Origin of the sequence: Methanofastidiosum sp. (assembly GCA_020854815.1) — an archaeon.
GTDB lineage: Archaea > Methanobacteriota_B > Thermococci > Methanofastidiosales > Methanofastidiosaceae > Methanofastidiosum.
Genome location: JAHKLW010000095.1, coordinates 1 through 13,059 on the forward strand (window position 1 = coordinate 1; position 13,059 = coordinate 13,059).

12 protein-coding genes are annotated in these 13,059 nt (G+C 34.7%); 5 read left to right on the plus strand and 7 right to left on the minus strand.

From position 1 onward, the window contains the following. Positions 1-209, plus strand: a 209-nt coding sequence (locus KO464_10570; GenBank protein ID MCC7573800.1) for a hypothetical protein, incomplete at its 5' end; no start/stop codon positions are given. Between the two features lie 69 nt (positions 210-278). Further along, positions 279-740, plus strand: coding sequence for an Lrp/AsnC family transcriptional regulator (locus KO464_10575; protein ID MCC7573801.1), 462 nt, complete (start codon positions 279-281; stop codon positions 738-740). Between the two features lie 22 nt (positions 741-762). Here the strand turns inward: KO464_10575 and mmsA are convergent, their stop codons facing one another. Continuing rightward, positions 763-2,247 (minus strand): CoA-acylating methylmalonate-semialdehyde dehydrogenase, encoded by a 1,485-nt coding sequence (gene mmsA / locus KO464_10580; protein MCC7573802.1) that lies wholly within the window; start codon positions 2,245-2,247, stop codon positions 763-765. Between the two features lie 227 nt (positions 2,248-2,474). Here mmsA and KO464_10585 point away from each other — a divergent pair, with 227 nt between their 5' ends. Both KO464_10585 and acs read left to right on the plus strand, forming a co-directional pair. Further along, positions 2,475-4,451 carry an LUD domain-containing protein gene (locus tag KO464_10585; protein ID MCC7573803.1) on the plus strand — a complete coding sequence of 659 codons (1,977 nt, stop codon included), beginning with the start codon at positions 2,475-2,477 and terminating at the stop codon, positions 4,449-4,451. Between the two features lie 150 nt (positions 4,452-4,601). Then, the gene (acs, locus tag KO464_10590) at positions 4,602-6,560 is read left to right on the plus strand and encodes an acetate--CoA ligase (protein MCC7573804.1); all 1,959 of its coding nucleotides are present in this window, start codon (positions 4,602-4,604) and stop codon (positions 6,558-6,560) included. On the opposite strand, the gene KO464_10595 is transcribed toward acs, so the two are convergent. From KO464_10595 to KO464_10615, 5 genes are read right to left on the minus strand one after another with little or no spacing between them, the layout of a single operon-like run. Then, positions 6,557-7,114 (minus strand): KH domain-containing protein, encoded by a 558-nt coding sequence (locus tag KO464_10595; protein MCC7573805.1) that lies wholly within the window; start codon positions 7,112-7,114, stop codon positions 6,557-6,559. The two genes, acs and KO464_10595, sit on opposite strands and share 4 nt — an antisense overlap. After that, entirely contained in the window at positions 7,107-7,880 is a 774-nt protein-coding gene (locus KO464_10600) for a serine protein kinase RIO (GenBank protein MCC7573806.1), read from the minus strand. The genes KO464_10595 and KO464_10600 overlap by 8 nt, the downstream gene beginning before the upstream one ends. A 3-nt stretch (positions 7,881-7,883) precedes the next feature. Then, the gene (gene eif1A / locus KO464_10605) at positions 7,884-8,192 is read right to left on the minus strand and encodes a translation initiation factor eIF-1A (GenBank protein MCC7573807.1); all 309 of its coding nucleotides are present in this window, start codon (positions 8,190-8,192) and stop codon (positions 7,884-7,886) included. Positions 8,193-8,202: 10 nt separating this feature from the next. Then, on the minus strand, positions 8,203-9,159 hold the full coding sequence (locus KO464_10610) for a tyrosine--tRNA ligase (GenBank protein MCC7573808.1): 957 nt from the start codon (positions 9,157-9,159) through the stop codon (positions 8,203-8,205). Between the two features lie 24 nt (positions 9,160-9,183). Beyond that, positions 9,184-9,855 (minus strand): glycosyltransferase family 2 protein, encoded by a 672-nt coding sequence (locus tag KO464_10615; GenBank protein MCC7573809.1) that lies wholly within the window; start codon positions 9,853-9,855, stop codon positions 9,184-9,186. A 292-nt stretch (positions 9,856-10,147) separates the two neighbouring features. On the opposite strand from KO464_10615, the gene KO464_10620 reads away from it, so the two are divergent. Next, positions 10,148-11,329, plus strand: a complete 1,182-nt coding sequence (locus KO464_10620) for an MFS transporter (GenBank protein MCC7573810.1) — start codon at positions 10,148-10,150, stop codon at positions 11,327-11,329. Here the strand turns inward: KO464_10620 and KO464_10625 are convergent. Continuing rightward, positions 11,316-12,848 carry a serine--tRNA ligase gene (locus KO464_10625; GenBank protein MCC7573811.1) on the minus strand — a complete coding sequence of 511 codons (1,533 nt, stop codon included), beginning with the start codon at positions 12,846-12,848 and terminating at the stop codon, positions 11,316-11,318. The two genes, KO464_10620 and KO464_10625, sit on opposite strands and share 14 nt — an antisense overlap. Positions 12,849-13,059 lie beyond the last annotated feature (211 nt).

Sequence of the window (13,059 nt, forward strand, 5' to 3'; positions counted from 1 at the left end):
CTGCAAGTGCTTTTTTAAAATTTACAGAGGGATTCTATAAAAATCCGGGAAAGTATATATCTCGAGAAGTGTACGATGTCAGGCCAATTGAGAATGGTGTCTTAATTCATTACAAAGGTATATTTGAAACTAGAGATAATGTTGCCATAACAGTAACTTTCGAAATATCAAATGAAGAATATAAAATTAAGAAAATAAGATTTTATTAAATAATTATTTATTCAATTACTTATATCACAATAAGTAATCTTTTAAATGAACTTTGATTTAAGATAGTCATGGAAAACGATAAATTAGATGAAATTGATATAAAAATATTGAACGCTTTACAAGATAATTCAGAAATTAGCTTTGAATCCTTAGGTAAAGAACTAGGCGTTTCAAAATCAACAATCCATTACAGAGTCATGAATTTAAAAGAAAAAGGCATCATAAAAAAATTTTCAGCTATAGTAGACCCTGAAAAAGTGGGCATGGGTATTCTTGCCGTATCTTTGATAAGAGCCCACTATAATCCAGGCTATGTTGAATATATCGGAGATAAACTCAAGAATATTCATGGTGTTTGGGGAGTATACTTCTTAATAGGCGAACATGATTTTGTTGTTTTAATAAGGGCAAAAGATAAAGAAGACCTTAATAGAATTGTTGAAACATTTATCTCGATGAAAGAGATTGAAAGATCAAACACTCACGTCATTATAAAAAAGATAAAAGAAGATATCCGAGTTGATATTTAATATTAAAAAATATATAAAAAATTTAATCTTCTTCTGGCCAGAATCTTTCTGTAATGATCTTATCCTCAGTGTAGAAGTTGACTATGGCTCTTCCTTGAGCTTTTATATCTGCAAACTGAGAGTTTTTCATTCCCCCAAATGGTAAGAATGCTACTGGTGCAGGTATACCTATGTTAACACCTATCATTCCAGCTTCTGTTTCTAACTTGAATTTTCTAGCCCAGTATCCATTCTGAGTATATATTGATGCGCCATTACCGTATTGATGTCTGTTGATTATACCTATTACCTCGTCAAGGTTCTTTGCCTTCATTATGCATACTACAGGTCCAAAGATTTCGGTCTTATGGATCTCCATGCCCTCTTTTACATCGGCAAATATTGTTGGGCCTATGAAGTGTCCACCTTCATTTCCAGTAACTTTGATGCCTCGTCCATCGAGTAGCAATTTTGCGCCCTCTTTTATACCCACATCGATCATCTTATTTACAAATTCAAAAGCATGTTTTGAAATTACAGGGCCCATTAAATTTGGTTCTTCAGCATATTTTGGATCTAGGGGATCTGCAACTATAACTTGCTTTGCGGCTTGGACGAATTTATCGCAGATTGTCTTGTACATCTCATCACCCACTCCTATGAGTACGGATGATGCCATGCATCTCTGCCCTGCACATCCAAAGCATGAAGTCATCATGTTTCTTAAAACGTCATCTAATTTAGCATCGGGCATTGCAACAAGATGATTTTTAGCGCTTCCCATTGCCTGGAATCTCTTGTTATTTCTTGCACATTTTTCTGCTACAGTTCTGCATACGTTAGTAGATCCGACTAAAGAAAATCCTTTAACTTTTGGATTCTCTATGAAGGTGTCGGCAACCTGTCGGTCACCATTAACTAGATTGTACACCCCAGGAGGTAATCCTATTTTATCAATAAATTCAGTTATCTTGATCATTGTTCCGGGAACTTGTTTTGATGGTTTTACGACGACCGTGTTACCGGTAGCTATTGCATAGGGAACAAACCAGAAAGGTACCATTGCCGGGAAGTTGAAAGGTGCTACCACTGTAAAAACTCCCATTGGAAGTCTCAAAACTTCTCCATCAATCCCATAAGAGGTTCCTATTATTTTGTCACTTTGTTGAAGCATTGGCATTCCGCAGGCAACCTCTATATTTTCAAAACATCTCTTCATTTCTGCTCTAGCATCAGGAAGAGATTTTCCCATTTCTTCCACCAATATCTTTGATATTTCTTCTTCATTTTCCATCAAAAGGTCTCTTAGCTTGAATAAAGGTTTTGCCCTTCTTGGAACAGGAGTTTGGCTCCAAGTCTTAAATGCCTCATGGGCAATGTCAATTGCCTTATCAGTTTCAGCTTTTGTTGAAAGTGGAACTTTTGCTATAATTTTTCCAGTGCTTGGATTTTCTATATCAACATACCCACTGTTCTCAGGATCAACCCATTTCCCGTTTACATAATTTTTGTAAACTTTGACATCCATTTAACTGCCTCCATATTTATAAAACAATATTTGGAACTAATCTAAATATTTATAGTTGATTTTGACGTATCTCCAATTCTTTTATAAAACTTTCGATAAGATATAAACACTATATCGAATGAATTAATCTTAATTGTACATTTTTGAATATATATTTAAACTTTTGGTATTAGATTTTTGATTGACTTTCAGTAAAACTTATAATATCGGTTTTAGTCTAGTCGACAGTGGTCACTGAAGAGTATCTAAAAAATAAAATAAATTCACCTTTAAAAAATAAGGAAAAACTTATTGCTTTAAGAAAGGCCTTCAAAACAACAAGAGATAGGCAAAATGATAATAAATTATTATTCCCTGAATTAGACCAGAGAAAAGAAAGATTAAAAAAAACTAGAGACTTCTCAATTGGAAATAAAGAGCTTCTTAATCAAGCTATAAAAAATTTTGAGAGAAATGGTTTCAAAGTATTCTATGCCAACACTAAAGCGGATGCTATTGATTTTATACTAAAAGAGATAGGTAATGAAAAACTAATAGTAAAGTCCAAATCAAATGTCACAAAAGAAATAGGTCTTCACGAACATTTAGAAGAAAAAGGTATTGAAGTTATTGAAACAGATCTTGGGGATTACATAATCCAACTTTCTACAGAAAAACCTGCACATCCTACTGGACCTGCATGTCATCTTTCAAGGTACGATATTGCAAAGATATTTTCAGAGGTTTTTGGGGAAGATCTCGAACCTGACCCCCTTATTCTAACAAAAATTGGTAGAGAAAAAATAAGGAATTATATAGAAAAAGCAAAGATAGGTATAACTGGTGCAAATGCCATATGTGCTGAAGAAGGCGCTGCTATAATAATAAACAATGAAGGCAATATTAATCTTGTACAGATGAGAGAGAAAAAGCATATAATCGTAACTTCAATAGATAAACTTTATCCAAATATCGAAGAAGCCATAAACATGCTAAAGCTCTGTACATATTACGCAACAGGCGCCTCTATTACATCTTATATTGAAATTATTGCAGGAATATCAAAGACAGCAGATATTGAGAAAATGCTTTTCAAGGGGATGCACGGTCCAAGCGAAGTCATTTTAGTTATAGTCGATAATGGAAGAACTGAGGCTTTTGAAAAGGGCTACAAAAATCTATTTTATTGTATAGGGTGTGGTAACTGTCTTCTAGACTGCCCAGTATATTATGTCGTGGGAAACGAGTATGGTTACAAAGGCTATCTTGGTGGCAGAGGAACTTCTGCATCTTACTTTTTAGAGGACCAAAACCTCTCTTTAGAAAATGGACTTTTTTTCTGCACTACATGCAATAACTGTGAGATATCATGCCCAGTTGAAATAGGAAATGCAGATTATTCGGAAAGACTAAGGGAAAATGTTTCTTCAAGCGGAAAGAGTTTCCCAACTCATGAAAAAATAATTGAAAATATAAAAATGTCTAAAAATCCGTTTAATGAATATTCTCCAAAACAATTGAAGAAAGGAAACGAAGTTGTGTATTTTAGAGGTTGTATGGGGTTATACCGAGAAAAAAACATCACCGATTCTACAATGAAACTTCTTGAGAAAGCAAATGTTTCATATGCTCTTGTCGATGAAGTTTGCTGTGGTTCAGTTGCACTTAGGACTGGAAATAAAGAACTCGCTAAAGAGCTTGCAAAAGAGAATTTAGAAAAGATCAAACAGACCGGAGCCAATGCCATCATATTTTCCTGTGCTGGTTGTCTTAGAACATTTCTTAAGGATTATCCAAATTTAGGTGATATCAATCTAAAACTTCTTCATTCGTCACAATACTTCCTTGAACTTATCAAAGAAGGAAGATTAAAATTAAAGAGCGGAAAAAAGCTGAGATTGACCTTCCATGACCCTTGTCATATGGGTAGACATCTTAAGATATACGACGAGCCAAGAAAAATAATAAAAGAGTTGCCCAATGTTGAATTAGTAGAAATGAAAAGGGCAAAAGAATATTCAAGATGCTGTGGGGCGGGTGGCGGTGTTAAATCTCTATTTGGAGACTTGTCTATTGCTATGGCTAAAGAGAGAATTAATGATGCCAAGGAAGTTGAAGCAGATATTATAGTTTCTACCTGTCCTTTCTGTAAGAGAAATCTAAAGGATGCTTCAGAAATGGAAGTCATTGACCTTTCGGAACTACTTTTAGAACATTCTATTTAATAAACTATTTTTCTTTCGAACGATATCCGATAATTATAGATTATTAAAGTATATTGTTTTAATTTTTTATTAAATATTAGAAAAACTTATAAAGGAATCAAAAATCAAGTAAGTAGTCGTTATAATATTTGAAAATTATGGGGAGTTACTATGGTATCTGTAAAGGGGAAGTCCCTTGAAGGATTATTGACTGAATTCAGAAGATTTTATCCTTCAACAGAATTTAAGAAAAAAGCTCATGTAACAAATAATGAGATATTTGAAAATGCCATAAAAAATCCTGAAGAATTTTGGACAAAGTATGCCTCTGAACTTCATTGGTATAAAAAATGGGATAAAGTATTGGACTGGAATCCGCCCCATTCAAAATGGTTCGTGAATGGGGAGATAAATGTATGTTACAACTGCGTAGATAGGCATATCAAAAATGGTGGTAGAAACAAGGCAGCCATAATATGGGAAGGGGAGCCAGGTGACACTAAAACTCTAACTTACTGGGATCTTTATAGAGAAGTAAACAAATTTTCTAATGTTCTAAAAAAACTTGGAGTTGCAAAAGGGGACAGAGTAGCTATTTACATGCCGATGATCCCTGAAGCCGTAATCGCTATGTTAGCGTGTGCTAGAATAGGCGCAATACATATGGTTGTATTCGGTGGTTTTAGTTCTGAGGCTTTGAGAGATAGGATAAATGATTGCAATGCAAAATTATTAATCACTGCAGACGGAGGGTATAGACGAGGCAGTTTAATCTCACTAAAACATGATTCAGATTATGCTGTTAAGGATACCCCGTCCATTGAAAATGTATTAATTATAAAGAGGGGAGAATTTCCTCTTAGAATTAAGAAAGGAAAAGATTTCTGGTGGCACGAACTGGCAGATGAAGTTGATTCTTATTGCGAACCTGAGCCTATGAATTCAGAAGATAGCTTATTTATTTTATATACATCAGGAACAACTGGTAAACCCAAGGGAGTCGTACACTCTACTGGAGGATATTTGACAGGAGTCTATACTACAAGTAAATTAATATTTGACATGAAAGATCAAGATGTATTTTGGTGCACCGCAGATATGGGGTGGATAACAGGCCATAGTTATATTGTCTACGGGCCTCTTGCAGTTGGGGCTACTTTATTTATGTATGAGGGGGCTCCCGATTGGCCGGAGATGGATAGATACTGGAGAATTATAGATAAATATGGAATTACTATATTCTACACTGCACCAACTGCTATTAGAGCTTTCATGAAAGCTGGAACAGAATTCCTGAAACCTTTCTCTTTGGAAACGTTAAGGTTATTGGGAAGTGTTGGAGAGCCAATAAATCCTGAAGCTTGGATTTGGTATTATACTAACGTAGGAAAGAAAAAATGTCCAATTGTAGACACTTGGTGGCAAACTGAAACAGGTATGGTAATGATAACAACTCTTCCGGGATATCATACAATGAAACCTGGGCATGCTGGATTTCCTTTTCCGGGAGTTTCATTAGATATACTAAATGAAGCAGGAACTCCAGTTGAGCCTGACGAAGGAGGTTATCTTGTTCTTAAGAATCCTTGGCCATCTATGTTAAAGGGAATATATGGGGATGAAGAAAAGTATCTAGAAGAATACTGGGGCAAATGGGATGGAAAGTACTACTTTACAGGTGATGGTGCAAGAAGGGATAAAGAAGGATATTTGATGCTCCTTGGGAGGGTAGATGATGTTCTTTCAATAGCCGGACACAGAGTAGGAACTATGGAAGTTGAAAGTGCATTGGTATCGCATCCTGCAGTTGCAGAAGCCGCTGTTGTAGGTATTACTCATGAGATAACTGGACAGGCTATAGTGGGATTCATTGTTTTGCGCGATAATGTAGAAAAAGATTTTGATCTCGAAGATGCAATAAGAGAACATGTTGTGAAAAAGATAGGGCCTATTGCAAGGCCAAGAAAAATAATATTTACAAGCGAACTACCAAAGACAAGAAGCGGTAAAATAATGAGAAGATTGCTTAAAGATATTGCAGAAGGCAAAGTCCTTGGAGACACAACAACTCTTACTGAACCAGAAGTCATTGATACGCTAAAAAAACAGTATGAAAATATTGAAGATTAAAGTTCTAAATTATCTCCGAAATCTCTTACTTTATCTTTTTTTCTTTTTTCTAAATATTTATATACTATTGAGTGAGGTTTTCCTTCCAATATCATTTCTAAAGCTTCTTTCGCGTCTGCGACACCGTCATAATCTCCTATTATAGAAACAGTCTTTCCGTAAACACAGATATCCGTATTTGTTAGATCTTCAATTATTTTTCTTGTGCTGCCATCTTTTCCGATGATCCTGCCTCTCTGTCTTTCCCATGCTTTAGAAGATTTTCCTAGATAATCTGGCAGGTAAAGCATTTCAAATATATTAATGTCATTAAAAATCTTTGAAGCTTTTTCATAAGGAAATCCTCTGCCTATTGCCCTGACGATATCTCTTGCCTTCCACAAATTTAAGGGCTCTGGTGCACCATCTTTTTGAAAGATATTAATAAGACCTTCTTCACTATCAATCACAAGTTTTACTGAGAGTCTCTTCTCAATGTGCCTCTTTACTTCGCCATCTTTTCCAATAAGAACACCTAATCTATCTTGAGGTATCTTTACAAATTCTTCACTCATTTAAAATCCTCTTTAAAGTTTCATTAACTTCAGGAACTTTATAATAATTTGAAAAATATCTAGTTATGTTCTCAATGTCTCTCTTGAGAAAATCCTGAGCCATGATATTGTTTATAATTGTTCCTTGTGCCAAATCAATGAAGTAAATCTTTTTGCCTATTAGTATGTTATACTCGCTTAAATCAGCATGAATTAATCCAGCCTTGTATAATTTACTCATACTTTCCACTATCAGATTAAAGTCTTTTTCAGGATCTTTTGATTTTTTATCTTTTAAAGTAGGGTATGCATTCATATTTTTACCTAAAAATTCCATTATCAAAACATTGTTTTTTGTTATAATTGGTTTAGGAACATTAATAACTTCGCTTGCAATCTTTAGATTTCTAAATTCTCTTTTCGCCCAAGCAAAGACCGTGCTTCTTTTATCTTTTTTTGTATAATAAAATCTTGGATCCCCTATAAGATATGAATACATTTTATTAAAGTTCGAGGTTGCAATTCTATATATTTTAACAGCAATTTCTTTTCCATTCTCATCTTTTCCATAAAAGACATTTGCTTCTTTACCTGTTGCAATTTCACCATTTAAGGATTCAATATATCCATTATTCATAAGTTTAAAAAGTGTGAGACGAGTTGATTGATCAAAAACTTCATCCCTAACCTTAAAGATATCAGAATCTCTATTAACTCTTTCGCGCTTTAGATTCTTAATATCCTCTTTATTTTCATAAACGTCTATATGATCTTCAATGCCGCCCATAATCTAAAGAGTCATGTAGCCGTTATCAATTAGCCATTTAGTCTGGGCCCTTGAATATCGGTATATGATATTTCCTCTTTCGTCACCCTTTATTTCCCATGGTTCTACTAGGACTACCATGCCCATTTTAATCCATAGTCTTCTCTTAAATTTTCCTGGAACAGAGCAAATTCTCTCTTTTCCGTCTGTGCATCTAACTTTCATTCTGCCTGCGCCAAGCATTTGATCGACAACGCCCAAAACTTCTCCTTTCTGAGGCGTTCTAGTTCTCTGGACTTGTTCTTCTTCATTACCACGTGCTACGTATTTCAGATAATCCCTCCTATATAGCTCTTATCTCACTTATAATCTCAACAAGATAATCAATAACAGACTTCTTCAAATCCATTGGATGAACTTCCTTGGATAGGTAAGCCCTTTCAAGTGAGTCGTAGGAATCAAACTCTACATTACCCCCGTATTTTTCCGACCTTTTTATTTCAAAAGCACCAGTAATCTTTGGAAAAAGTATGAGACGGGTTATTTGAAGTAGAGGATTCTCCTCCTTTACTCCTAAAGGACAATAAGCCTTATTAATTTTTTCCTTAATTGCCAACTCTTCATCTCTAACAGATATCATACTCTCAGGTTTTGAAGAACTCATTTTGTCTCCGGGACCTGTCAGGGAAGAGATAAGTGGAGTATGAATACATACAAAAGGCTTATACTCTATTTTTGAAGAAAGTTCTCTGCCCAACATATGGATCTTTCTCTGCTCAATTCCTCCAATTGCCACATCAACCCCCAAATATTTTATATCTACAATCTGTAAAAACGGATATAAAACTTGAGACACTCTTGCGTGTTCAATATCCCTAGCAATCACCTGCATACTTCTTAATGCTCTGTTTATAGTTGTGTCCAAAGAAAGATTGAATACATCATCAATATACTCTAAGGATCTCTCAAATGATGAGCCTAATACGTATTCGGATGACTTTAATCCAAATGCCTTAAAGGTTTCTTCCCATGTTGATGTCTGCTCGTGTATCCATTCCCAATTTCCTTTTCTATTGAGCCACGTGTGCCAATCTGCAAATAATACTTTTACTTTAAAGCCAGCTTTCTCCATATCTTTTAATTTTGACAATGTCACAAGATGGCCAAGATGAACATCGCCTGAAGTTTCGTAACCGCAGTAGCATACCGGTTCTTTTTTACTAGACAATAAACCAAGCAGCTCTTCCTCTGTTACAACTTCTTCAGCATTTCTAGTTATAATCTCTAATCTATTATCCATGGCAAACACCTATATTAGTAGTATTTATTTCTTTCTCATTTTGTAAAATTTAAGATAAAATAACAGATATATGAATTTAGGAATATCCAAAGCTGTAAAATGTGATTTCTCATCCCCATATATAGTCTCAATTGGAACTTCTTCAACTTTCATGTGAAACTTTCCCACATAAGACAATATTTCTGTTTCAATGTTATATCTGTCTGACTCTAAATGCATTTTATTTAATAAATCTCTCTTAATAGCCCTATATCCTGATTGTGTATCTTTAATGTTAAGGCCAAAGAATATTCTTATCAAAGCGGTAGAAATTGTATTCGACAATTTTCTAACTATCGGCATACTCTTAGTATCTCCTAAAAATCTTGAGCCGATAGTAATGTCAGCTCTACCTTTTTGGATAGGCTCAACAAGTTTATCGATATCCTCTGGCATATGTTGAAGATCTGCATCAAGAAACACAATTATTTCTCCTTTTGCTAAACTGGCCCCAGTTCTCATTGCCCTTCCCTTTCCGTAGTTAACTTCATGAGTTACAACTTTTGCGCCAGCTTTTTCAGCTGTTTCTCCAGTCTTATCTTTGCTCCCATCGTCTACCACTATTTTTTCAAAGATATCCTTGGGTATCCTCTTGACAACTTCATAGATACTTTTCTCAACGTTAAATGAAGGAATTACTACTGAAACCCGTTCCATGGAAAAAGAATAAAAAGAAGATTTATAAGCCTTAAGATAAAAGAAAATATCTATTAGAGCCCAAAATGATTAAATTTGTAATATTTTAATAAAAAGTTTTATAAGGTAACGAAAAGGCTTTAGAAAAAAGGTGAGTTCATGAAGAGGAGAATAAAAAATCTTTTGAGGAGCGTCAAGAAAAGCGGAGCATATCCTCAAAAGGTCAATTTCAAGAAGAGAAAAAAAGAGAAGTACTATCCAGCACTCAGAAGCTAAACACAACTTTTTTAATATATTATTTTAATTAATCTATATGGCTTCTAAGAAAAAAATACTGTATTTTACTTCTTTTTCTCATACAATAACTCATGCAATGACTTTGACCCTTGCACCACTCTTGCCATTGATTAGGGCAGATCTAAGTCTAACAAATGCAGAAACTGCATCTTTTGCATTTATTTCATTCCTTATGTATGGTGCTATGGCCTTACCCATAGGATTTATATCAGACAGAATAGGATCAGTAAAAGTAATTAGAATTGGATTGATATTATTTATTATCTCAATTGCAGGAATTTTTTTATCTCGTGGCCCCCTAAATTTATGGATATCAGTTTTATTGTTAGGTATAGGTGCAGGAACTTATCATCCTGCCGGACTTTCACTTGTATCTAGAATTTATCCAAAAGATATGGGAAAGGCCATGGGATTCAATGGTTTGCTTGGAAACCTGGGTGAGGCGTCTTCCCCAATAATAGCTGCCGCAGTTGGGGTATACGTAGGGTGGCGATACCCCTATTTATTGTGGAGTGTTCCTATATTTATTTTACTATTAGTGAGCCTTACAATTAAAGATTCAAAGATTAAAGACCACATAGATGAGGAAGAAGATCATAATTTTAGCTATAGAGGCGAAACAAAAAAGTTAGTTTCCAAAGAATTCTTGTTATATATACTAATTCTTCTTTTTAGAGGATTATTCTATACTGGAACAGTCCTATTACTTACTACTTTTGCTAAGGATGTCTTATCCTTAAAAGTTTTAATAGGAGGTTTGATAACGACTATTCTAATAGTGTCCGGTATGCCGGGGCAGATTATAGGAGGAAAGATATCCGACAGATTTGGTTACAAAAAACCCCTCTTTGTTTTAACTTTTATTTGTTCTATTTCTATTGCATTTATTGCTAATACTTCAAATTCTATAATATTTTTATTATTTTCAATATTAATGGGATTCTCTTATTTCGCTGCCCAGCCAGCCCAAAAAATGCTTACTGCATCAATGGGCAGTACAAAAATAAGAGGTCTGCTTTATGGATTTAGTTCTCTTTGTATATTTGGATTTGGATCATTTGCAGTTTCGGTTGGCGGGTATATTGCAGATATTTTAACTTGGAGAGATGCATTCTATTTACTTTCCTTATTTGCCTTGATAGATGTTTTTTTAATTTATATTAAAAGAGAAAAAAAAGAAATTATTAAACAAATTTGATATTTTTTGGGAATTCGCCCAAGTATTTTTTAAATTCATTCGGCCAATTATCTGGATCAAGCCCTTTTTGAGCTAAGAAAGATACAGTCCATCTTTGAAGCCCAATGCCTGAACATCCAGACCATAATTCCTTATTTTTTGAAGATTTAATAGAGAATGCTTTTGTATATTTATCTCCAACTATGGAAAGATTCTGAAATTCTAGCCATTCGCTCTCTTCTCTGCTGCCTCGAGAAGGAATCCAAGATTCATAGTCAACTGTTCCCTTTATTCTTTCTGTTTCTTTTTCAATCCCTGTCTGTCCTGATTGGGCCATATAGAATGGCGTTACCCATGCTGTTCTCCATTCAATCTCAAAGATTTTGTCAAAGACATAAGCATATCTTTCCATCATTTTTTCTTTAAGCTCGATCAACTGCTCTGGGTATCCTATGAATACAGGTTCTATTCTCCAGAATTCATTTACTCTCTCAATCCCCTGTCTCCCACCTGCTTCCCACCTATAAGAAGGGCCACTTTTGTCATAGATTAGTACGGGGAATTCAGAGTCGTCTATAGTCTTCCCATCAAAAGCCCAGTACATAGGGGGGCATTGTGCATAAGTCATTCCACCGATAGGATCTCTCATTCTTTCTCTTATTTTTTCAACATAAGCCTTTTTCGTTATTTTATATAGGTCAATTACCTCTTCCCATACAGAAACATCTCTAGAAATAGGCGGTGATACATAATATATTTCAGGTTCGCTACCTGATAAATGACCTGTCTTTTCCCAAATTTCAAATGGCACAAGTTTTGGGGCAATTACTTCAATGAATCCTAGTGGCTTTAAGATTTCGTCAACTGCAATTCTTTCCATAGTTCGAAGTAGTGCTGCTACTGGAGCGTGGTAAAACCATTGGCCTTGACTTGGACCTTGCTTCAACCACCCAAGCGACAATAGTTCTGAGGTAGGATCTTTTGTAGTCAATGGCTCTATTTCTCCACTCTTTGAAATCAATTCCCAGTGCTCACCCTTGCCACCCCAAAATTGTGCTTCAACTTTCTCATAGAACAAATTGATTATACGATCAATGTGGTTTTTTGTAAGAAACTCTTCATCTAAATCATTTAGAATTAACATCGCATTATTTCCTTCTACAGAAATTTTATCGACAAAAGGTATCGTAATAGTATTCTTTGGAATTTTTTCAAGTTCGAGGGTTAGGGCATATTTTTTCCCTACGACTTTTTTTATCCCAACTTTAAACTCCTTTCCGAGAAGTAATGAAAGAGAATTCTTTAGTCTTATAGCAACTGCATGAGATCTAACATATGTACCACTTTCGATAGTGACTGAGATAAGGTCGTTTGATATCTTTGAATCAAGTATTTTTGGTGATTCTGAAAGTTTGTCTTTGGGTACGCCTTTGCTTAATATCTCTTTAGTTTCTTCAGCAATATACTTCTTTACTTTTTGAACTCCGTCTCCTGTTAGCGGTTTGCTCAGGAGATACTCGGCATTTAAATGGAGTTTCATTATATCACAGCACCAACTTTATTTGATTATATATAAAAGTATTGACTTCTTGAAATAAAAATATTTATTAAGTGCATGGTTGAATAATTGTGGTTCAGTGGAAATGGGGGTATTTTTTTCGCCATATTTTTTCCTACACTTCAAATTTTTCTCATAATTCTTGCCTTCTTAGCAAGAATTTTTGACAGCGCTATAAAGGATAAACTTTAAC

Excerpts from the sequence above, each read along its gene's own strand:
- KO464_10575 (MCC7573801.1), top strand. The coding sequence starts at position 279 with ATGGAAAACGATAAATTAGATGAAATTGATATAAAAATATTGAACGCT.
- mmsA (MCC7573802.1), bottom strand. The coding sequence starts at position 2,247 with ATGGATGTCAAAGTTTACAAAAATTATGTAAACGGGAAATGGGTTGAT.
- acs (MCC7573804.1), top strand. The coding sequence starts at position 4,602 with ATGGTATCTGTAAAGGGGAAGTCCCTTGAAGGATTATTGACTGAATTC.
- KO464_10595 (MCC7573805.1), bottom strand. The coding sequence starts at position 7,114 with ATGAGTGAAGAATTTGTAAAGATACCTCAAGATAGATTAGGTGTTCTT.
- KO464_10600 (MCC7573806.1), bottom strand. The coding sequence starts at position 7,880 with ATGGGCGGCATTGAAGATCATATAGACGTTTATGAAAATAAAGAGGAT.
- KO464_10610 (MCC7573808.1), bottom strand. The coding sequence starts at position 9,159 with ATGGATAATAGATTAGAGATTATAACTAGAAATGCTGAAGAAGTTGTA.
- KO464_10615 (MCC7573809.1), bottom strand. The coding sequence starts at position 9,855 with ATGGAACGGGTTTCAGTAGTAATTCCTTCATTTAACGTTGAGAAAAGT.
- KO464_10620 (MCC7573810.1), top strand. The coding sequence starts at position 10,148 with ATGGCTTCTAAGAAAAAAATACTGTATTTTACTTCTTTTTCTCATACA.
- KO464_10625 (MCC7573811.1), bottom strand. The coding sequence starts at position 12,848 with ATGAAACTCCATTTAAATGCCGAGTATCTCCTGAGCAAACCGCTAACA.